General features: G+C 70.7%; 18 protein-coding genes. 7 read left to right on the plus strand and 11 right to left on the minus strand.

Features of this window, described 5'->3' with window-relative positions; translation table 11 throughout:
• Window positions 1–374: 374 nt before the first annotated feature.
• Window positions 375–1,919, minus strand: coding sequence for a sialate O-acetylesterase (locus WME82_RS26545; RefSeq protein ID WP_438037573.1), 1,545 nt, complete (start codon window positions 1,917–1,919; stop codon window positions 375–377).
• Window positions 1,920–2,175: 256 nt separating this feature from the next.
• The gene (locus WME82_RS26550; protein WP_438037574.1) at window positions 2,176–2,562 is read right to left on the minus strand and encodes a VOC family protein; all 387 of its coding nucleotides are present in this window, start codon (window positions 2,560–2,562) and stop codon (window positions 2,176–2,178) included.
• A 446-nt stretch (window positions 2,563–3,008) separates the two neighbouring features.
• Here WME82_RS26550 and WME82_RS26555 point away from each other — a divergent pair, with 446 nt between their 5' ends.
• The 3 genes from WME82_RS26555 to WME82_RS26565 all read left to right on the plus strand — a co-directional run bounded on the left by WME82_RS26555 (window position 3,009) and on the right by WME82_RS26565 (window position 4,269).
• Window positions 3,009–3,341 carry a hypothetical protein gene (locus tag WME82_RS26555; protein ID WP_438037575.1) on the plus strand — a complete coding sequence of 111 codons (333 nt, stop codon included), beginning with the start codon at window positions 3,009–3,011 and terminating at the stop codon, window positions 3,339–3,341.
• Window positions 3,342–3,354: 13 nt separating this feature from the next.
• Window positions 3,355–3,780 carry a DUF6968 family protein gene (locus WME82_RS26560; protein WP_438037576.1) on the plus strand — a complete coding sequence of 142 codons (426 nt, stop codon included), beginning with the start codon at window positions 3,355–3,357 and terminating at the stop codon, window positions 3,778–3,780.
• Between the two features lie 312 nt (window positions 3,781–4,092).
• Entirely contained in the window at window positions 4,093–4,269 is a 177-nt protein-coding gene (locus tag WME82_RS26565) for a hypothetical protein (protein WP_438037577.1), read from the plus strand.
• 22 nt (window positions 4,270–4,291) lie between these two features.
• Here WME82_RS26565 and WME82_RS26570 read toward each other — a convergent pair whose 3' ends face one another.
• On the minus strand, window positions 4,292–4,633 hold the full coding sequence (locus WME82_RS26570; protein ID WP_438037578.1) for a hypothetical protein: 342 nt from the start codon (window positions 4,631–4,633) through the stop codon (window positions 4,292–4,294).
• A 12-nt stretch (window positions 4,634–4,645) separates the two neighbouring features.
• Window positions 4,646–6,796, minus strand: coding sequence for a hypothetical protein (locus tag WME82_RS26575; RefSeq protein ID WP_438037579.1), 2,151 nt, complete (start codon window positions 6,794–6,796; stop codon window positions 4,646–4,648).
• Window positions 6,797–6,918: 122 nt separating this feature from the next.
• Between WME82_RS26575 and WME82_RS26580 the strand changes: the two genes are divergently transcribed.
• Both WME82_RS26580 and WME82_RS26585 read left to right on the plus strand, forming a co-directional pair.
• A complete protein-coding gene (locus WME82_RS26580; RefSeq protein WP_438037580.1) occupies window positions 6,919–7,101 on the plus strand; it encodes a hypothetical protein in 183 nt (60 codons plus the stop codon).
• A complete protein-coding gene (locus WME82_RS26585) occupies window positions 7,088–7,564 on the plus strand; it encodes a nucleotidyltransferase domain-containing protein (protein WP_438037581.1) in 477 nt (158 codons plus the stop codon). The genes WME82_RS26580 and WME82_RS26585 overlap by 14 nt, the downstream gene beginning before the upstream one ends.
• A 38-nt stretch (window positions 7,565–7,602) precedes the next feature.
• Here the strand turns inward: WME82_RS26585 and WME82_RS26590 are convergent, their stop codons facing one another.
• The 5 genes from WME82_RS26590 to WME82_RS26610 are packed head-to-tail and all read right to left on the minus strand — an operon-like array spanning window position 7,603 to window position 12,040.
• Window positions 7,603–9,153, minus strand: a complete 1,551-nt coding sequence (locus WME82_RS26590) for an ATP-binding protein (protein ID WP_438037582.1) — start codon at window positions 9,151–9,153, stop codon at window positions 7,603–7,605.
• Window positions 9,154–9,163: 10 nt separating this feature from the next.
• Window positions 9,164–9,862, minus strand: a complete 699-nt coding sequence (locus tag WME82_RS26595; RefSeq protein WP_438037583.1) for a response regulator — start codon at window positions 9,860–9,862, stop codon at window positions 9,164–9,166.
• Window positions 9,859–10,563: a hypothetical protein gene (locus tag WME82_RS26600; RefSeq protein WP_438037584.1), complete on the minus strand. Its 705-nt coding sequence runs from the start codon at window positions 10,561–10,563 to the stop codon at window positions 9,859–9,861. Before WME82_RS26600 ends, WME82_RS26595 begins: the two co-directional genes overlap by 4 nt.
• Window positions 10,560–11,324, minus strand: a complete 765-nt coding sequence (locus tag WME82_RS26605) for a hypothetical protein (protein WP_438037585.1) — start codon at window positions 11,322–11,324, stop codon at window positions 10,560–10,562. The genes WME82_RS26600 and WME82_RS26605 overlap by 4 nt, the downstream gene beginning before the upstream one ends.
• The gene (locus tag WME82_RS26610; RefSeq protein ID WP_438037586.1) at window positions 11,321–12,040 is read right to left on the minus strand and encodes a hypothetical protein; all 720 of its coding nucleotides are present in this window, start codon (window positions 12,038–12,040) and stop codon (window positions 11,321–11,323) included. The genes WME82_RS26605 and WME82_RS26610 overlap by 4 nt, the downstream gene beginning before the upstream one ends.
• 358 nt (window positions 12,041–12,398) lie before the next feature.
• Here WME82_RS26610 and WME82_RS26615 point away from each other — a divergent pair, with 358 nt between their 5' ends.
• Window positions 12,399–13,580: an LLM class flavin-dependent oxidoreductase gene (locus WME82_RS26615; protein ID WP_437911406.1), complete on the plus strand. Its 1,182-nt coding sequence runs from the start codon at window positions 12,399–12,401 to the stop codon at window positions 13,578–13,580.
• A gap of 117 nt (window positions 13,581–13,697) precedes the next feature.
• On the opposite strand, the gene WME82_RS26620 is transcribed toward WME82_RS26615, so the two are convergent.
• Entirely contained in the window at window positions 13,698–13,889 is a 192-nt protein-coding gene (locus WME82_RS26620; RefSeq protein ID WP_438037587.1) for a hypothetical protein, read from the minus strand.
• 180 nt (window positions 13,890–14,069) lie between these two features.
• On the opposite strand from WME82_RS26620, the gene WME82_RS26625 reads away from it, so the two are divergent.
• A complete protein-coding gene (locus WME82_RS26625) occupies window positions 14,070–20,132 on the plus strand; it encodes an AAA family ATPase (protein ID WP_438037588.1) in 6,063 nt (2,020 codons plus the stop codon).
• Here WME82_RS26625 and WME82_RS26630 read toward each other — a convergent pair.
• Window positions 20,129–20,302 (minus strand): hypothetical protein, encoded by a 174-nt coding sequence (locus WME82_RS26630; RefSeq protein WP_437739290.1) that lies wholly within the window; start codon window positions 20,300–20,302, stop codon window positions 20,129–20,131. The two genes, WME82_RS26625 and WME82_RS26630, sit on opposite strands and share 4 nt — an antisense overlap.
• Between the last annotated feature and the right edge of the window lie 54 nt (window positions 20,303–20,356).

Below are 20,356 nucleotides of genomic sequence, written 5' to 3' on the forward strand. Positions count from 1 at the left end.
TGGGCGCGGCGACGACCTTCGAGCTGCTGGACGCGGAGTCGACTGCTTCGAGGCGGAGGCGGTGGGTCATGCCTGGCTCCTTGGCAATGAAGGCAATGCAGGAGACAGTACCGCGATCTCGACGTCAAGCTGCTGGACGGCGAGCTCGGGGCGTCCCCTTTCTCCACCATCGCTGCGCGCATGACACGGCTGTTCCTTCGCACAGCCGCCGGACCGACCAGGACCAGGACACGCCGTGCTCCAGCAGCGGATAGCCGTGGACAGGATCAGCGTCCGAGCAGGCCGCCATGGCGCGCCGGCAGCCCCGCTCGGTACCCCGCGCGGCCGAGCGCCGGTGCGCGGCGGACAACCTCACTCACACCGGCGCCGCGCCGTCAGGGGACGTTCATCTCGAACGCGACGCTGTAGTTCGGCTGGGCCTTGCCCGTCGTCGAGCCGACGAAAGGATCGGAGTCGCGCAGCTGACCCCAGCGGATCGTGCCGCCCGTCATCGACGTCCCGTCGGTCGTCATCGCATAGCCGACCATCACGCCGGACGCGGGGAGGTTCCGCGCGGTGATCTGCACCGAATCGCCGGAGATCTCCACGCCGCTGATCGGGATCCGGGAGTTGCCGCTCCAGAGCTCGAAGCCGCGGCCCTGCGCCCACTCCGTGAACGCGGTCTGGTGGGGAGACGGCAGCGCGCTGTCCCAGGCGAGCGGCGGCACAGGGACATGGAAGTGCACGGTGACGACGTCGCCGCTGCGCTCGACGCGCGTCGGCTGGAGCGGCTGCCAGTCCTTCCCGAGGACGACCTTCTCGAAGTAGATCTGGCCGAATTTCTCGCCGAGCTGCTGGTAGCCGTTCGCGTTCAGGTGGATGTGATCGTTCGCATACGGATACTGGTACTTCGGACCCGAGCAGACGATATCGCCCGGGTGATCGACGCCCACGCGCCACTGCGCCTGCGTCGACGTCGACCGCGTGCCGGCGTCGGTGTGCACCGAGTTCTGCTGGGACACGAGCAGGGGGATGCTCCGCGACTGGCCGGTGATCCGGAGGAGATCCTGGTTGTAGTCGGACCACAGCTTTACCAGTTCATCCTCGTAGGTCGCGCTGCCGGCGTCGGACTCGCCGTGCGTGATCACGATGGCGCCGACGCCGTACGTCTTGCCGGCCTCCCTGGCGAGGCGCGCGATGGCCTCCGCCTCGAACAGCGTCGCCGCGTAGGCGCGGCCCATCGACGTGTCGCCCGTGGCCGTCTGGGTGGCGCCCTTCCGGAGGACGCTCATCGGCTGCCCGCTCTCGCCGACGACGGTGTGCACCGTGACGTGGTCGCCGCCGGCGGATGCCTCCGCGAGGGACGAGATCTGGTCGGCCATGGCCGTGTGCGGCGTCTCGCCATAGATGTTCTTCGGGTAAGCGCTGGGGTAGGTCGTCGCGAACCCGCGGATCGGCTCGACGAGCGGCACCAGGGAGAGGGCCGTGCTCGCCGCATCGAAGGGGGGAACGCTCGCGTTCCCGAGGGACAGCTTGAGGTTGTGAAAGCGCTGCGTCGTGGTGCGGGGCGGCGTGCCCTCCGCGCCGACCGAGAGGCTCTGTCCCGTGCCGACGATGCCGCTCCAGTCCCAGAGCGGCGCCGGCGGCGCGCCGCCGCCTCCCTCTCCAGCGCCGCCAGCGCCGCCGGTGCCTGCCGCGCCGCCGCCCCCTTCGCCGGCGCCGCCGGTGCCCGCCGCGCCGCCGGTGCCGCTCGCGCTGCCCGTCGCGCCCTGACCGCCAGCGCCGCCGGAGCCGCTCGCGCTGCTCGTCGCGCCCTGACCGCCGGCGCCGTGACCGCCGGCGCCAGAGGACGTCCCGTCCGACGAGTCGCATCCGAACGCCGCGAGGAGGAGAGCGAGAGTGCCTGACGAACCGAGGCTCAAGAACGAAGATTGTCGCATGTTGGCTCCTTGCCGCTGCACGAGCGGGCCGGGTGATCGCGCGGCCCGGAGCGTTGATCGTCAGGCCGCGTGGTGGAAACCACGACCGGCCATAGCACGGAGGCGCAGAAAAACTGAACCGATTCAGTTGATGAGGACCTCAACCTCGGTCGGAAGCTCCTCCGGGGCGTCGAGCCCGGGGGGCAACCTCCTCGCGAGCGCCTCTTCGTGCCGGCGCGATGCCTCGATCTCTGCGCGTCCCGGCGGCGCGTCGCCGTCAGCCGTCGGCGCGCACCGCGGGGAGCGGGCGGCGCCGGCAGCTCACCTCGATGAGGATGTCGCCGGGCGCCTTGAAATAGAACATCACGCCGCGGCCGTTCTCGCTCACGGGGCCGCTGTCGACGCCCGCCGCGACGATCGCCGCGTGCTTGTCGTACACGGTGGCCACGTCGCCGACGATGAAGCCGATGTGGAAGCCCTCCGGATAAGGGGCGTCCGCCTCGCGCCGCCGCTGTAGGACGAGCGTGAAGTCGCCGGGCCCCGTGAGGATGGCGATCGCCGGCGAGTGCCGGTTGCCGTGGACCTCGAACTGGAAGTGCCGCTCGAAGAACGCGGCCGTTTCGAGGACGTCGGGGACCTGGAGATCGATGTGATTGAGCTGCATGGGAGCCTCCACGGAGGACGCACGTGCGTCCAAGTGCCGTGGGACCTCACTCCGTGGTGGAGGGGACATGGGCTCCCGTCATGGGAGTGGCCGGGGCTCGCCTGAACCGGCCTACCTCTTTCGGCGACGGAGAAGATAGCGAAGCGATCGCGACCTGGCAACGTCCCGCGAGACGTCGACGCGCCAGCGTGGCGGTCGAGGGGAGCGCCGCGCGCGCTCGGCGAGGCGAGGGGTGGGCGAGCCAGCTCGGCGCGCGAGCGTTGCCGCGCAGGAGGCGCCGCTCGGCAAGCCGGGCACGGCGCCGTGCTCTTGCCCACAGGATCGCTCGTCGATCGATCGGTTGACGACCCCCCCGAGGAGGAGCGTTCCGCTACCAACGTACCCGCCGGCACTCGGCATCCGTGGTGTTTCCAAGGAGCATCAGCGGCACAACTCGGCTGGCGCAAATGTCGCAAGCGGGAGCAGCCATGTGCGGCAAGCATTTGATCGCCAGTTTTGCCCTGCTCTCACTCTCATCCTGCGTAGGTGACTTGAGTGAGGACGCGGCCGACGAGACGAGCGAGGAACCGAACGCTGCTACTGCAAGCGAGGGAGCGGACGAGGCCAAACCGCGAGATACCTTCGAGCTTACGCTGTGCAACGCCATCGCCGCAGACAGGGTGGCGGTCAAGGAAGCATTCTGTCGCTCGCTCACGGAAAGCGACCAACGGGGACGTTGTTGGTCGCATCGCTTCGACAAGCCCATCAAGTGGATCAACTGGTGCGTCTACGAATATTAGCTACCCTGCGTGGGTGGCTCGACAAAAATACAAGGTCATAGCCGTTCGTCGGTACAGCGTCGAAGATGAACCAGGTCGGGAGATCGTCCTGAAGATCGGCGAACCAATACAACCTGCCTCGCCCAGCGGCTCGTGGACGTGCCCTGTGTTTCTTGATGGGCTGGATCCGGACATCCAGTATGCCGAAGGGGTCGACGCCGTTCAGGCAATCCAAAGTGCCATGCGGTATGCGCGTCACGCGCTCGATAGATGCGGGCTGCCGATCACATGGCTGGGTCAGGAGCCCGGGGACATCGGGCTGCCGCTTCCTATAGATGGTCCATTTGGGCTCTGGTTTCAGCGCAGACTAGAGAAGCTCGTAGATGATGAAACGGAGCGCGTGGGCGAGATCGTGGCTGCGGTTGTCAAGGAGCGCGCATGGAAGAAGCGCGGGCGTTGAGGCTCGCTCGGTCTGGTGCTCCCCGCTTCCGCGGACACCTCCGACGGCACCAGAACGTAGGGAGGGCAGTCAAGCCCGAGTTCAGGGCGGGGGCGGTACGGCTGGCGAAGGCGGGCGGCCGGCGCATCGACAGGCGGCGAAGGACCTCGACCTGACCGAGACGGCGGAACCTCAACCTCGGTGGGTGGCGGCGGTGGCGGTGCCTCAACCTGGGTCGGATTCAATCCTACGACGCACGGTCGCGTTGGCGATGTGCGTGCAATTCTACGTGAGGAGATGGAGCGTGCCGGTCTCTGACGGTAGACTCGGAGCATGCCCGAGCCTCTGAACTGTCCCGCCGAGGAGCGGGACGACTGCCCCTACGACGAGAACGGCGTGGACCGCTCCCTCGTCCGCTGGATGCTCAGCCTTTCCCCTACGGAGCGTCTGGCGCAGGTGCAGAGCTCGATCGATCTGATCATGAGCGTGCGTGAGCCACCCGCGCGCTGACCTGACCTCCGGATCGGGGGCATCAAGCAGCGGACTCGTGTTGAAGGCCGACGAGCATGCGCCCGAAGTCGCAGAGCGCCGAGGCGCCGCCGAGGCGCAGGATGAGCTGGAGGACGGCGTCGGCGTGGAGGTAGTGCTCCGACGGCAGGTAGGCGAACAGGGCGGGATCGCTGATGTCGATGGTGCGTCGCCACGCGTCGGCGCGTGCGCGCGCCGACCAGATCGCCCGGAGCGCGGCGTCGGGCAGGCTCGCCAGGGTGTCGCAGAGCACGCCGTCCTTCGCGTCCGGCTGCGCGAGAACGGCGCGCACGGCGGCGTCGATCTCCGGCGCGAGGGCCGCGCGCTCGGCCTCGGACAGCGACACCGCCTCGCTGGCTTACCAGCGGAGCCGCTGCTCGGGCGACAGCTCTCTTCCCGCGCCTCCGGCATCGGGTTCGGCGGCGCTCGGCGAGGCGTCGTATCCGCCCTCACATGCGGGCGACGACGCGCTGGCATACACCTCGAGCAAGGCGTGGACCTCCCATGGCAAGGTCTTCTGCCGCCAGGATGTCCAATCGAAGAACTCCGCCCCTTCCTCCAGCGCCCAGCGCGCTGCCGGCTCCCGCCGGGATGCCGGCAGCGCGGCCCAAACCGGATCCGGAATAGCCATCAGCCGATGGCTTGCCTGCGTCCTGCCGATCTGCCCTTCCGCGACCGCGTGGAGCACCCGCCCGGCGAGCTCCACGGCGCGCGCCGCCGGGACCAGCGGCATCACCGCGGCGATCGCCTCGACACGATCCTCCTCGCTGAGGTGGTCGCACGTCTCCACCTCCGCCAGCACCTCGTCCACGAGCGCCGCGCGATGTTCGCCCTCGGCGAGCGACGCCGCGGTGGTGAAGAGCCCCCTCAGCCGCACGCGCCCGCCGCGCTCCCGCACCTCGTCGAGGTAGAGCGAGAGGAGGACGCCGCGGGGCGCTCCGGTGGCGAGCTGCGTGGCGCGCCCCAGCGTGTGGAGGATCTCCAGGTCGGCCGGCCGCTCCCGGCGCGCGAGCGCCTCCCGCAGGTGCCCGCGCTGCTCCTCGGGGGAGAACAGCTCGGCGAATGCAGGGGAGTCGTAGAGCTCCTCGCCGCTCTGGAGCAGCGCCCGGGCGAGCCGGGCGCGCCGCTCGCCCTCGAGCGGGCGCGCGAACTCCATCACGAGCGCCAGGTAGTCGCCGGTGGCGTGGTGCTCGGCGAACTCCAGCACCGATTCGAAGCCTCGATCCGTGCGAATCCTGTCGGCGTGCGTCGGGCCGAACAGCAGCCGTCCGAGCCGCGACTCCGCCGTTTCGACGGGGGGTGTCGCCCGGCGCACCTCGGCCTCCCTCACCGCCTGCGCCACGCGCTCGCCCAGCACCGCGCGCTCGCGCTCGGTGAGCGACGGCCCATGATCCGCGGCCCAGTCCGCGATCCATTCGAGCGCATCCGAGGCGGCGTCGCCGAGCGGCTCGATCCGGCGAAACGCCTCGTGAAACAGCGCCGGCGCCCGCGGCTCTCCGAGGCGCGCCGCGACGCGCAGGAGGGCGCTTGCCGCCGTGACCGGGTTGGCCTCGCCGCGCGCGCACGCGAGCGCCTCGTCCGCGAGCGCCGGGCACACCGCCACCACCTTCCCGAGCGCCGCAGGCACGTACCGGCTCGTTCGAGCGCGCTCCAGCGCGATCCGCGCGATCCGCGCGCGCGACTCGACCGGATGCTGGCGCGCCACGGACAGCAGATCATCGACGTTGACGAGCCCCTGGGACTCGGCCTCCGACGCCTCGAGCATCCCCGCGACCGCGAACGCTTCTGCAGCGCGTTTGCGCGCCGAGAACCCGTAGAACGACCCGCCTTCCGCCTCCCGGGCCTCCAGGGCCGCGCGCAGCCGGACGATCTCGCCGCGCGCCCGCTCGCGATCTCGGGCCGGCACGAGCGGGAGGAAATCGCACCCCACGAGGAACGCCACGACAGGCTCCGCCCCGAGGAGCCACGCCTCGAGCTCCGAGAAGGCGCGCGCGATCGCCGCCTCGGAGAGATACGGCGCGCACGAGCGCAGCGCCTCGCCGCGGCGCGCGCTCAGAGCGCGGATCGCGCCGAGCGCCGCGTCGGGCTGCCCGGCGCGCGCGAGGCGCACCGCGACCGCGGCCAGCGCCGCCTCGTCGGCGAACCACTCCGCGCCATCGCCGGGCTGCGGCTGCCGTACGAGCGCGAGCACGGCGCAAAGCGAGGCATCGGGAAACACCCGAAGGTGGTGAAGGACGAACACGTGACGGCCCACGAAGTCGATGCGCCGGAGCCCGTCGATCGCCTCCTCCGCGCTCCACAGCCCGGTCTCCACCGCTTTCACGCGCAGGCTGAACGGGACATCGTTTTCGGCCCAGTAGGTGCGCTCCACGATCTCCCTCGCCTGGAGCTGCCGCAGCATCGCCCCGGCGCGCGCTCGCTCGGAGTCGGCCTCTTCGAAGGACAGATCCGCGAGGCGCCACTCGTCGAGCGAGCGTGCCAGAGCATCTTTCCCGGGCGAGATCTCCATCAGCGATTCCGTCGCGTGCAGCGCGGCACGAGCATCCTTCCCCGCGCTCCTGCTGCCGCACCGGCAGTTCCACCATGAAGGGTGCCCACGGCCTGCCGGCCCCCGCATGCTAGGCTCGGAGCATGCCCGAGCCTCTGAACCCTCCCGCCGAGGAGCTGGACGACAGCCCCTACGACGAGAACGGCGTGGACCGCTCCCTCGTCCGCTGGATGCTCAGCCTGTCCCCCACGGAGCGGCTGGCGCAGGTGCAGAGCTCGATCGATTTGATCATGAGCGTGCGTGAGCCCCCCGATGGCGCTCGCTGACATCCTTCGCGCGCTTGTGCACCGCAATGTCGAGTTCATCGTTGTGGGCGGGATGGCTGCAGCGTTGCAGGGCGCCCCGGTGACTACCATCGACATCGACATCGTGTACTCCCGCTCGGACGACAACATCGTCCGGCTCATGGCCGCCCAGGCAGACCTTGAAGCCGTCTTCCGCACCGACCCACGACGGCTCGTCCCGAACGAGTCGCACCTCCGCTCGACCGCACACAAGCTGCTCCAGACGAAGCACGGGGTCCTCGACGTGCTGGCAACGATCGAGGAATCGACGTGCTACGAAGATCTCCTGCCCGATTCCACGGTACTCGAGGTAGCCGGCGTGCTGGTCCGCGTCCTGTCGCTGGAACGGCTGATCGAGGTCAAGGCGAAGCTGACCCGGCCCAAGGATCGGGCGATGCTCCTGCTGCTACAGGCGACCCTCGACGAGAAGCGTCGAGCGCACTGACCTCACATCCAGCAACACCATCACCCCTCATCCACCTTCTACTGCCTCACCGGCAGCTCCACCACGAAGCTCGCCCCCTCCCCCTGCGCGCTCTCCACCGTCACCACCCCGCCGTGCGCCTCGACGACGCTCTTCACGATCGCCAGCCCGAGCCCCGTCCCGTCGCGGCCCTCGTCGGTCGTGAAGAACCTGTCGAAGATCCTCGGCAGGTGCTGCGGCGGCACCCCCGGCCCGCGGTCACGCACCGAGATCCTCGCCGTCCTCTCCCCTTCCCGCCCCTCCCCGCCCTCCACGGTCACCACCACCGCCTCTCCCGGCGGCGAGAACTTCACCGCGTTGTCGACGAGGTTCAAGAGCGCCGTCTCCAGGTCCGTCTGCCGCGCCCGGAGCAGCCGTGTCCGCATCTCGTACCGCAGCTCCACCGGCTGCCCCGGGCTCGCGCGCCGCTCCACAACGCGCGCCACGAGCGCCTCCAGATCGAGCACCGTCATCGCCTCGCTCGAGGCCTCGATCCGGCTCAGCTCCAGCAGCCGCGACACGAGCCGGTCGAGCCGCGCCACGTCGAGCTCGATGTTCCGCAAAAAGCGCCGCCGCGCCTCCAGATCGTCCGCCGCCCCCTCGTCGAGCAGCTCGGCGGCGCCCCGGATCGACGTCAGCGGCGACTTGAACTCGTGCGCCACATCGGCCGCAAAATCCGAGATGTAGCGCAGCCGCGCCCCCAGCCGCTCGTTCATCGCAGCGAACGACGCGCCGAGCTCGCGGATCTCGCCGGTCCCCGACACGGGCACCACGACGTCGCGCTCGCCGGCCGCGATGCGCTTCGCCGCGCGCGACAGCTTGCCGAGCGGCCTCGAGATCGACCACGCGAGCGCCAGCGTGACGAGGCCCGTGAACAGGCTCGCGACCACGAGGACCCGGATGAGCCCGGAGCGGATCCGGTGCAGCTCGACCAGCACCGGCTGCGTCGAGCGGACCACGTAGACCGCGCCGACCACCTCGCCGCCCCGCCGGATCGGCTCGGCCAGGAACAGGAACACCGCCGGCTGCCGCTCCCGCACGCGCGTCCATGCGCCGCGGCGCCCGGCGAGCGCCTCGCGCACCTCCGGGCGGTCCCCGACCTCGGGCCAGCTCTCGCGCGCGTTCTCGCCGAAGCGGCGCACCCCGTTGGCGAAATCCGCGAGGCCCGACGAGCCCTGTCCACGGCCGCTCGTCGAGAGAAGACGTGGAACCGCCGGCTCGGGCCCCTCGGGCGGGCCGTTCTCGTGCGAGTCCACGACGACCCCGCCCGCCCTGTCGAGGATCCGGACACGCGTGCGCGTGTGCCTCGCGGCCAGGGTCAAGACGTAGCGGTGATCGAGCGCGCCAAGCTCGACACCCCGGTCGAGATCCGATCCGAGCATCGCCGCGACAAGGACCGCCTGGTTCGCCATGTCGCGCTCCAGTGAGCCGAGCAGCTGCCGCTCGTAGAGGCGCGCGAACTCGAGCCCCGCCACCGGCACGAGCAGCACCACCAGGTTCACGACCAGCAGCCGGACGCGGATCCGGCCGAGCTCCCAGCGCAGGCGCTCGATCATCGTGGGGCCCGGCATCGCGGCCCGGCTACGCCCCCTGCAGCTTGTAACCGACGCCGTGGACGGTCGCGATCGGATCGCCGCCAAGCACGCGGAACTTCGCACGAATCCGGCGAACATGCGTGTCGATGGTGCGCTCCGTGATCAGGTTGTCGTAGCGGTAGGCGCGCTGCATGAGCTGCCCGCGCGAGAGCACCACCCCGGGCCGCTCCAGCAGCGCGCCGAGCACGCCGAGCTCCGTCGCCGTGAGCGACACCGGCTGGCCGAGGTACCGCGCCTCGTGACGCTCGGTGTCGACCTCGATCGGGCCGTGGCGGAGGACCGCGGCGCGCGCGCCGGTGGGCGCCGGCGCGGGCGGGGGCGCCTCGGTCCGGCGGAGCAGCGCGCGCACCCGCGCCACGAGCTCCCGCGGCGAGAACGGCTTCGTGAGGTAGTCGTCGCCGCCGAGCTCCAGGCCGACGATCCGGTCGACCTCGTCGGCGCGCGCCGACAGGAACAGGATCGGCGTCCTGCTCCCGGCGCGCAGCCGCCGGCACACCTCGAGGCCGTCGAGCTCGGGGAGCATCACGTCCAGCACCACGAGGTCCACCGTGCCCGCCCCCGCCGCCTCGACGGCGGCGCGCCCGTCGGCCACCGCCGTCACGGCGTACCCCTCCTTTTGCAGGGCGTAGAGCAGCACCTCGCGGATGCGCGCCTCATCGTCGACGACCAGGATGTGCTTGCTCACGTCGCGATCGGTCCCTCTGTTCCGGCGTCGTGCGCGTCGATCGCCGCGCCGAGGCCCTCCACGCGCGCCCAGACCTCGGACACGATACCACCGACGCCCTCGACCGAGGATCCGGCGAAGCGCGCCAGCACGAGCTGCGTGCGCAGCGCCTGGACGAGATCCGCGAGCTCCTCGAGGGCGCGGGCGTCGCGGTCGCGCATCGCCCGCAGCCGCCGGATGTTCTCGAGGTGGAGGTGCGCCGTCGCCAGCGACCGCGCGCCCGCGCCGCCGCCGCCCCGCTCGATCTCCGCGACGCGCGCCGCGGCGGCGCCCTCGTCGAAGCCGCTCTGGCGCAGCAGCGCGTCGAGCTCCGCGTGGCGGGCGGCGGCGCGCGCCACCTCGGCCTCGATCCGCGATGCCGCCTCGCGCGACAGGAGCGCCTCGAACGAGGTGCCAGCGCACGCGCTGACCCCCTCGCGCAGCGCGCCCAGGACGCGCGCGGCGGCATCGCCCGCGGCGCCGCCCGCGCGCCCGCCGCCCTCCCCGCGGCCCGCCGTGAGCGCGACGGGCGCCCAGATGGGCCAGAGCGGCACGCAGAGCGCCGCGGAGAGGGCGGCGCGGCGGCGCGCGCCGTGGCCGTCAGGGCGCGCGGCGCGGTAGACCGCCACGGCGCACGCGAGCCCCGCGATCAGGTACAGGACCGCCAGGTCGCGCAGGCTCATTGCTCGCTCCCCGTCAGGCCGTCGCGCGCGTCGCCGTCCTCGTTTTCGTACGGGTAGGGGTAGCCGTGCGGGTAGTCGTCTGGATCGGGCGGATGCCCGTGGTCGTCATAGATCCCGCGCGCAGATCGGAAGCTCCGGAAGAGCGCGTCGTAGAAGCTCCCCTCGCTGGCGCGCAGGAAGGGGACCGCCTTCTCGCTCGGCCGCCCGAGGTAGGGCCGGAGGATCCACGCGGCCTGACCGCCGACGGCGAAGAAGACGGCCATGAAGGCGACCGCAGTGAGCCAGCGGCCCCGGCCCGCGCCGATGCCCCGCACGAGCACGCTGAACGCCGCGAGGCCCGCGACGGCGTAGGCGAGCCAGGCGGCGACCGAGGACGCGTGGTAGCCGAGCCCCACGTCGATGGCCAGCCAGAGCACGGGCGCGAACGCGAGCAGCACGAGCGACGAGCGGCCCGCCGAGGCGAGGGCGAGCGCGATGACGGACCGCATGGGCCACGGGCGGCCGAGCACGGCCGAGAACGCGTGAAACGCCGGGGCCGAGAGCGCGAGCGTGATCAACATCGCCAGCGGCACCTTGATGGCCGCATAGACGATCTGCTCCCTGCCGCGGAAGCTGCCGATCACGCCGCCGAACACGGCCGAGCCGAGGGCGATGGCGCCGAGCGACGCGAGCGCGATGGCGCGGATGTCCCTGTCTTCACGGCAGCTTGCGGCCACCTCGGCGGGCGCCCGGAGGAGACGGCTCACGACGGAGGCGCTCACGAGACACCCCCGTTCAGGATCGGGAGCGTCTCCGCCCACACGCGCAGGGCGAGCACCACGGCGAACACCGCGAACCCGACGAGCGCCGCGGTCGCCCCGGAGAGCCTGACGAGACCGCCGTCGCGCCGGAGCGCCGCGCCGAGGTCGCGCAGCAAGAAGCCGACGCCGACCACGCCGCCCACCGCGAGGCCGAGCAGCCCCATGAGGGCCGCCGTCACGTCCGACCCGCTCGTGACAACGAAGAGCGCCGAGGCGGGCGCAAGGCCGCCGAGCACGAGGCCCGTCGAGGCGGCGGCGCGCGCCGTCGCCGACAGCGCGCGGGGCGGATCGAGCGGCGCATCGAAGAGGGTCAGCACGATCGTGAGCGCCGGCACGCCGACGCAGGCGACGGCGACCATGGCCGCAGGGACACCGGCGGCGTGGTGGGCGAACGACGCGCCGCCCTGCCGCGCGCCGAGCGCCAGGCCGTACAGCGAGGCGAGGCCGACGCCGACGCCGAACCTGGACAGGTCGCCGCGGAGGTCCGAGGCCGGCCGCTCCGCGAGGAGGGCGGCCGTCCAGCTGCGGTGTCCGGCGCCTGCGGTGGGCTCCGCGGCGGTGCCGGGCACAGGGGCCGCGGGGGCGTCGTCTCGACGCTCCGCGGGATCTTTTGCGCCGGCGTCCGTGCCGGCCTCGGGCGATGACGTTACGGGGAGACAGGTAGCTTGCGCCTGCACAAGGACCTCCATGGGGGTGAGCGCTGCGCGGCCTGGTCACGGCCGCCGCAGACCTCCCTGGGCGTACCCCCCGGGTGAGGCGCACCCGCGCGCCCGACGAGGAACAGACGCGGAGAGGTTGTGGCGAAGACGTGGCGATGGCGCGCGCCCTCCGGAGCGCCCCGGGGCCGGGACCGCCGGCACCCGAGGAGCCCTCCACGGGAGGTCTCCCGCAACGGTCCACACGCACATCACAGCCTCTGAGCGCCCGACTCCGGCGATCCATCGACATGTAGATTGGTGTGCGCCAAACCACACATTGCCGTTTTGTACGCGACGGATCGATGCTTGGCGCGCGGCACTCGCGAGGGAGGAAGTAATGAAGATCGACCTGTTCACAGAGATGCAGAGTCCCCGTCCGTGGTCGGAGGACCACGAGCACAGGGTCATCATGAACACCCTCGAGCAGGCGAAGCTCGCCGATCGGCTCGGGTACGGCTGCTGGTGGCAGGTCGAGCACCATACGGCCGAGGAGTTCAGCTACTCGTCGGCGCCGGAGGTGATGCTCGCGGCGATCTCGCAGCACACGACGTCGATCCGGCTCGGGCACTCCTCGGTGCTGTCGCCGTTCCGGTTCAACCACCCCATCCGCGTCGCCGAGCGCGCGGCCATGCTCGATCACCTGAGCGGCGGGCGCCTGGAGCTCGGCCTGGCCCGCTCGACCATCCCGGAGTGGCGCACGTTCAACATCCCTCCGGACCGGACGCGCGATCAGATGCAGCAGGCGTTCGAGATGATCCCGAAGATGTGGACGCAGGAGCGGTTCTCCTGGAAGAGCGAGGACGCCGAGATCAACAACGTGCCCATCATCCCGAAGCCGTACCAGAAGCCCCACCCGCCCCTCTGGCAGGCCTGCTCGAGCCTGGCCTCGTTCGAGCAGGCCGGGCGCAACGGGGTCGGCGCGCTCGGCGTCACGCTGTGGGCGCCGCCCGACCAGGTGAAGGAGTGGATCGGCATCTACCGTGAGGCCATCCGCCGGTGTGAGCGCCCCGTCGGCGCGTTCATCAACAACCAGGTCGGGTTCTTCACGTTCGCTCATTGCGCCGAGACGGACCAGCAGGCCATGGAGAACGGCGCCGCCTCCGCGGCCGCGTGGTACACGAACGGGTCCTTCACGTTCTTCGAGGCGAAGGAGCACTTCCTGCGGACCCACGCCGAGGAGCAGGCGCTGGCCAAGGACCCGGCGGGCGGCGGCCTCGTGGGCCAGCTCCTGCGCGACCGCGCGGGGAAGACGCCGGCCGAGACCAAGGCCAACGCGGTCCTCGCCCGCATCATGCAGAACGAAGAGGTCCCGAACGAGGAGGTGTTCGACGCCCTGAAGGAGCAGAACTCGCTCATCGTCGGCAGCCCGGAGACGTGCCGGCAGAAGATCAAATTCTACCAGGACCTCGGCATCGATCGCCTGCTGAGCTTCCAGCAGGTCGGGCGCCTGTCGCACGAGCAGGTCATGAGCAGCATTCGCCAGATCGGCAAGCTCATCCCCGAGTTCGACAAGCCCTAGTTCCGTGAATCAGAAATCCCGTCTCGACGCCGTGGCCGCGCCGCATCACGGACACGGAGCGAGATCGGGCGGATATCCACTACGGAGAGGGCGCGGAAACAGCCAATCATCGCTGTTTTATGCATCATCGAGCTCTCCCACTTTTTGTTCCAGATGGGTGGATTGAGGGTTCCGCCGCCCGCCTTTCTCGACCTTGTCGTTGATCCTCCAGGCGCGGAAGTGGGCACCGTCCACGACGGCGACGAGCGAGCGCTTCCGTGCGCTGCGGCATGAGAGGTCGGTCGAGCGGTGGGCGGCGACGACGTTCACGAGCCAGCATGCGGGGCAGGTCCTGCCACGATATCATCGACAGCGAGGCGCCGGTGTGGGGTGCGGCGCGCGCTGGGGATCTACGGCGGAAGATGGATGATGTCCGGCGCCTCTTCCGCTCAAAGCGATGGGCGCCCATCATGGCAGCATCTGTCGCACATCATCCACAGTGGGGCTCCTGTGCACACCACCATTCCCGTCTGCTCCGATCCAGGGGCTTCGTCCCGTTACGCCATCATTGAGGTCCTCTACGAGGGGTCAGACACCCTTCTTTACCGGGGTGTGCGCGAAGACGACGGCCTTCCCGTGGTGCTCAAGGTCCTCCGGCGCGATCACGCGAGCCCCCGTGCCCTCGAGCGGCTGCGTCACGAGTACGATGTCGCCCGGGCGCTCGAGACCACGGCCATCGTCAAGCCCTATGCGCTCGAGATGCTCGGCGATCAGCCGGCGCTGGTCCTGGAGGATTTCGGCGGCGTGTCGCTCGATCGGCTCCAGGAAGGGCCGATGCCGCTCGAGCGCTTCTTCCCCCTCGCCGTCCGCCTGGTGGAGGCGCTCGCCGAGGTGCATCGACACGGCGTCGTTCACAAGGATATCAAGCCTCAGAACCTGCTCCTCCACCCCGCCACCGGCGAGGTGAAGATCACCGATCTGGGGATTGCGTCCCGGATCCCCCGCGAGCTCCAGCACCTCGAGCACGCCGGGCTCATCGAGGGGACCCTGGCGTACATGGCCCCGGAGCAGACAGGCCGGATGAACCGCTGGATCGACGAGCGGACCGATCTCTACTCCCTCGGCGTCGTCTTCCACGAGATGCTGACGGGCACCCTGCCGTTCCGGGCCAGCGATCCCGTCGCGTGGGTCTATTGCCACATTGCCCAGAGGCCGCTCCCGCCGCACACGCTCGTCCCTTCGATTCCCCCGCTCCTGTCGGAGGTCGTGCTCAAGCTGCTCTCCAAGGCCGCCGAGGAGCGTTACCAGAGCGCGGCCGGCCTGCGGCACGATCTGGCCGAGTGCTTCGCGAGGTGGCGGACGAGCGGCGCCATTCCGCCCTTCGCGCTCGGGGAGCGCGACGTCTCCGACCGGTTCCAGGTGCCGCAGCGGCTGTACAGCCGCGAGCGCGAGGTGGAGGCGCTGCTCGGCGCGTTCGAGCGGGTGGTGGCGCAGAGCCGGCCAGAGCTCGTGCTCGTATCGGGCTATGCGGGCATCGGGAAATCGTCGCTCGTCGCCGAGCTGCACCGGCCGATCGTGAGGGAGCGGGGGTTCTTCCTCTCCGGCAAGTTCGATCAAACCGCGAAGGACGTCCCCTACCGCGCCTTCCTTCAGGCGTTCCAGGCGCTTTTTCAGGAGATCCTCGGCGCGAGCGAGGAGCAGGTCGAGCGCTGGAGGCAGCGTTTCCGGGAGGCCCTCGGCGAAAGCGGCAGGCTGCTCGCCGACGTGCTCCCCGAGCTCACGCTGCTCCTCGGCCCCCAGCCGCCCGTGCCCGAGCTGCCGCCCGCCGAGGCCCAGAGCCGGCTGCTCGCGACGCTCCAGCGCTTCGTCGCGGCGTGCGCCCGGAAGGAGCACCCCGTGGCGCTCTTCCTCGACGATCTGCAGTGGGCCGACGCGGCCAGTCTCCAGCTGCTCGAGCAGCTCGCCACCTACGCCGGGCCCGCGCACCTGCTGCTGATCGGCGCATACCGCGACAACGAGGTCGGCCCCGCGCACCCGCTGCGGCTCACGCTGGCCGAGGTGCGGCAGCACGGCGCCGCTGTCTCCGAGCTCGTCCTCGAACCGCTCTCCACCGCCCACGTCGGGGCGCTCGTCGCCGAGACGGTCCACGCGCCCGAAGGCCAGGTCGAGCCGCTCTCGCAGCTGGTCTACGAGAAGACCGGCGGTAATCCGTTCTTCGTGCTCCAGTTCCTGATCGCGCTGCACCAGGAGGGGCTCATCGCCTTCGACGCGGACGCGGGCAGGTGGCGGTGGGACATCGCCGCGATCCGCGACAAGGGGTTCACCGACAACGTCGTCGAGCTGATGGCGGGCAAGCTGAAGCGGCTCTCGGTCCCGACGCGGGACGCGCTCAAGCTCGCCGCGTGCCTCGGCAGCAGCTTGGATCTCGACACCCTCGCGCTGGTCGCGGGCCGGAAAGCGGCGGAGCTCCGCGACGCGCTCGAGGAGGCCGTGCGGGAGGGGCTGCTCCTCCGCCGAGGCGACGCCTATCGATTTCTTCACGACCGGGTGCAGCAAGCCGCTTACTCGCTCATCCCGGCGGGACAGCTCGCCGAGATGCACCTTTGGATCGGCCGGCTGCTCCTCAGGGCGCAGCGCGCGGAGGAGCGCGACGAGGCGCTCTTCGACGTCGTCGGCCACCTCAACCGCGGCGCCGCGCTCATCCGTTCTCGGGCGGAGCGGCACGAGGTCGCGGCGCTGAACCTCCGCGCCGGCAGGAAGGCCAAGGCCGCCGCGGCCTTCCAGTCCGCCGCCGCGCTCTTCGCCGCGGGCCTTTCCCTGCTCGCGCCGGACTCTTGGGAGACGCAACACGAGCTGACCTACGACCTGACGCTCGAGCGCGCGCACGTCGCGTACATCACCGGCGGCTTCGACGAGGCCGAGCGGCTCCTGGAAGAGCTCCGCGCTCGCGCGAGGACCCGGCGCGAGACGGCCGCCGTCGTCGAGCTCGTCCTTGCCTTCTATCAGACCCGCGGGCAATACGCCCGCGCGGTGGAGATCGGCCTCTCGTGGCTCCGCGCCTGCGACATCGATCTGCCGCTGCATCCCTCAGGCGCACAGATTGACGAGGAGACCGAGAGGGTCTGGCAGGCCCTGGGCGACCGGGCCATCGAGGACCTGATCCATCTGCCCCCCATGACGAACCCGGAGATCGAGATCACGATGGGCGTGCTGCAGCGCATAGTCCTCCCAGCGGTCTTCGTGGACCCGGACCTGCACGTTCTCGTCGTCCTGCGCATGGTCCAGCTCAGCCTGCGCCACGGCAGCGCCGAGAGCTCCGCGTATGCGTACACTGCCTTCGCGAGGGTGATCGGCCCGACGTTCGGGCGATACCAGGAGGCCTATCGGTTCGGCAAGCTCGGCTGCGACCTGGCGGACAGGAGCGGCCTCCTCACCACGAAATCGGTGGTGATCAACCTCTTCGGACAGCATGTCGTCTTCTGGACACGCCACTACCGAGAGACGTATCCGTACACGCGCGCCGGCTTCAGCGCCGCGGTCGAGTCCGGCGATCTGAACAACGCGTGCTTCAGCTGCCTCTGGGCCGCGGTGTTCCGGCTGCTCTCTGGCGAGCCGCTGGAGGACGTGCTCCGCGAGGTCGACGAGCGTCTCGGCTTCGTGCGCAGCGCCGGTTACGCGTTCGCGCACATCGCCCTCCTCAGCGACCACGCCATGCTCCAGACGCTGCGCGGGAGGCCGGTCCGCTTCTCGATGCTGGACGGGTCCGATCTGGATCCGCCGGCCTTCGAGGCGCAGCTGGAGGAGGGGGATCTGCAGGGCGTTCGCGCTCTCTATTACAGCTTGAAGGCGCAGGCGCTCTTCGTGCTTGGCTCTCCCAGGGAGGCGTCCGCGGCGGCGACCCGCGTGATGGTCGAGAACCCCTTCAGGATCGCGCCGTACCCGCTCATCGCCGAGAACTTCTACTATCTCGCGCTCTCGCTCGCGGCCCTCTTCGACGAGGCGCACGAGGCGGGGCCCTCCCCGCCGCGGGCGCTCCCCGAGCGGCTCCTCGAGTGCGAGCGGCAGCTCGGCGAGTGGGCCAGGAGCGGCCCCGATAACTTCCTCCACAAGCACGCCCTGGTCCGCGCCGAGATCGCCCGGCTCCGGGGGCACGAGCCGGAGGCCATCCGGCACTACGAGCAGGCCATCGCGTCGGCGCGGGAGGGCGGTTTCATCCAGCACGAGGCCATCGCCAGCGAGCTCGCCGCGGGGTTCTACCGCGCGCGCGACCTCGCGACGCCCGCCGACTGCTACCTGCGCAAGGCCCGCGCCGGCTACTTCACGTGGGGCGCCCACGCCAAGGTGGAGCAGCTCGACCAGCGCTACCCCCATCTCGCCCCGCGCAAGCCGATCGCGCCCACCGTCACCTTCGCCGTCCGGGCCGAGCAGTTCGACGTCCTGTCGGTGGTGAAGGCGTCGCAGAGCATCTCCGGCGAGCTCAAGCTCCCGCGGCTGCTCGAGACGCTGCTGCGCATCGTGGTCGAGCACGCGGGCGCCGAGAAGGGACATGTGCTCCTGCTCCGGGAGGATCGCCTGTCGACCGCGGCGGCGATCGAGACACCTGGGGGCGCGGTGCGGCTGCTCGACGCGGGCGAGGCGCCTTCGGCCGCGCTGCCGCGGTCCGTCCTCAACTACGTTCGCCGAAGCCACGAGCGCGTGCTGCTCGACGACGCCGCCGCCCGGCACCCGTTCATGGAGGACGAGTATTTCAGTCACAAGCGCCCGAAATCGGTGCTGTGCCTGCCGATCGTGCACCAGGCCCGGCTCATCGGCCTGCTCTACCTGGAGAACAACCTCGTCACCGGCGCCTTCACTCCCGGGCGGCTCAGCGTCGTCGAGCTGCTCGCCTCGCAGTCGGCCATCTCGCTGGAGAACGCCCTGCTCTATGCCGAGGTGGAGCAGGAGAACGCCGAGCGGCGGCGCGCGGAACAGGCGCTCAAGGCCAATCAGGAGATGCTCCAGGCCATCGTCGACAACTCGGCGGCGGCCGTCTACATCAAGGATCGCGACGGCCGACATCTGCTCGCCAACCGGCACGTGGGCAACCTCCTGGGCGTGCCGAGCGAGCAGCTCCTTGGGAGGACCAATGCCGAGCTCTTCCCTGCTCCCATCGCCGAAATGGTCCGCGAGCACGACCGGAAGGTGCTCGACGCGGGCGTGCCGATGGAGTGGGAGGAGGAGATCCCGCTGGAGGACGGGCTCCACACCTTCCTGTCGGTCAAATTCCCTCTCGGCGAGGGGCCCGCGCCCCGCGCGCTCGGCGGCATCTCCACCGACATCACCGAGCGCAAGCGGACCGAGCAGGCCGTGCGCTTCCTGGCCGAGGCGAGCTGCAAGCTGATGGCCCTCGGCTACGGCGCGACGTTCGAGAGCGTGGCGCAGCTCCCGGTGCCCGAGCTCTCGGATCAGTGCGTCGTCGAGGTGCTCTTCGAGGGCAGGACGCCGGACTGGACGGTCACGGCAGGGGTGCCCGGCGAGCAGCTGGAAGCGCTGAAGGACGCGCTGCGCCTGCTGGCAGAGGCGTCGCCGGCCGGAGCCGAGGGCGAAGCCGGCCGCGTCACGCCGCTGCTCCAGCAGGTGGGTTCGCTCGACCCGCGGGTCAGGCCTCTCTGGGAGCAGCTCGGCGTTCATGCGTTCCTGCGGGTCCCGATGGCCGCGCGGGACCGGTACTTCGGCGTCATGACCCTGCTGGCGACCGCTCCCGAGCGCCGTTATGGCCCCGCCGAGCTGCGGCTGGCCGAGGAGCTGGGGTGCCGCGCGGCGCTCGTGCTCGACAACACCCGACTGTATACCGAGGCCCAGGAGGCGATCCAGCGGCGGGACGAGTTCCTCGTCGTCGCCTCTCACGAGCTCAAGACCCCGCTGACCTCGCTGCAGATGCAGGTGCAGGCGGTCGAGCGCCTGCTGCGCCGCCGTTCGCTCGCGGAGCTCCCCGCGGAGCGGATCGAGTCGATGTTCCAGATCCTCGGCCGCCAGACGTCGCGGCTCGGGCGCCTGGTCGACGAGTTGCTCGACGTCACGCGGCTGAACGCCGGGCGGCTGACGCTCGCGCGCGCGGAGGTCGATCTGGCGGCGCTGGCGCACGAGGTCGTCGAGCGGATGCGGCCGCAGCTCGCGGCGTCCCACTGCCGGACGCAGCTCGATCTGGAAGGGCCCGTGGTCGGGCAGTGGGATCCGGCTCGCTTGGATCAGGTCGTCATCAACCTCCTGTCGAACGCGATGAAGTACGGCGCAGGCAGCCCCATCCTCGTCGGCGTGCGGCGGCAGGCCGATCGCGCGCTGCTCGTCGTCCGCGATGAGGGGATCGGGATCGCGGAGGCCGATCAGAGCAGGATCTTCGAGCGCTTCGAGCGCGCGGTGTCGGTGCGCAACTTCGGCGGCCTCGGGCTCGGGCTCTACATCGCACGCGCGATCGTGGCGTCGCACGGCGGATCCATCCGGGTGGAGAGCAAGCCGGGCGCGGGCGCGACGTTCGTGGTGGAGCTCCCGCTGAACCCGCCGGAGGCGGACGAACGCGGCGTCGAGCCAGCCTAGCCCGAGTTTCGCAAACATGAAGGGCTGAGCGGCGCGGAACGCACGGAGGCGAAGCTGAGCGTGGCCGCCGTCACGCCGCCGCCGGTCCCGGCGATGAACTTCGGGATCGGGTGCGCCCAGAAGGGGAACCGGATCTGTCCCCGCTCGTACGCCTGCTCGATCGTCTGCACGTTGCCTTCGAGCTGGCCGGTGAAGCCCCGGGGCCTTCCCCGGCGGGTCGACGA

Origin of the sequence: Sorangium sp. So ce128 (assembly GCF_051525245.1) — a bacterium.
GTDB classification, from domain to species: Bacteria; Myxococcota_A; Polyangia; order Polyangiales; family Polyangiaceae; genus Sorangium; species Sorangium cellulosum_B.

Excerpts from the sequence above, each read along its gene's own strand:
- WME82_RS26545 (WP_438037573.1), bottom strand. The coding sequence starts at position 1,919 with ATGCGACAATCTTCGTTCTTGAGCCTCGGTTCGTCAGGCACTCTCGCT.
- WME82_RS26550 (WP_438037574.1), bottom strand. The coding sequence starts at position 2,562 with ATGCAGCTCAATCACATCGATCTCCAGGTCCCCGACGTCCTCGAAACG.
- WME82_RS26555 (WP_438037575.1), top strand. The coding sequence starts at position 3,009 with ATGTCGCAAGCGGGAGCAGCCATGTGCGGCAAGCATTTGATCGCCAGT.
- WME82_RS26565 (WP_438037577.1), top strand. The coding sequence starts at position 4,093 with ATGCCCGAGCCTCTGAACTGTCCCGCCGAGGAGCGGGACGACTGCCCC.
- WME82_RS26575 (WP_438037579.1), bottom strand. The coding sequence starts at position 6,796 with ATGGAGATCTCGCCCGGGAAAGATGCTCTGGCACGCTCGCTCGACGAG.
- WME82_RS26580 (WP_438037580.1), top strand. The coding sequence starts at position 6,919 with ATGCCCGAGCCTCTGAACCCTCCCGCCGAGGAGCTGGACGACAGCCCC.
- WME82_RS26585 (WP_438037581.1), top strand. The coding sequence starts at position 7,088 with ATGGCGCTCGCTGACATCCTTCGCGCGCTTGTGCACCGCAATGTCGAG.
- WME82_RS26590 (WP_438037582.1), bottom strand. The coding sequence starts at position 9,153 with ATGCCGGGCCCCACGATGATCGAGCGCCTGCGCTGGGAGCTCGGCCGG.
- WME82_RS26600 (WP_438037584.1), bottom strand. The coding sequence starts at position 10,563 with ATGAGCCTGCGCGACCTGGCGGTCCTGTACCTGATCGCGGGGCTCGCG.
- WME82_RS26615 (WP_437911406.1), top strand. The coding sequence starts at position 12,399 with ATGAAGATCGACCTGTTCACAGAGATGCAGAGTCCCCGTCCGTGGTCG.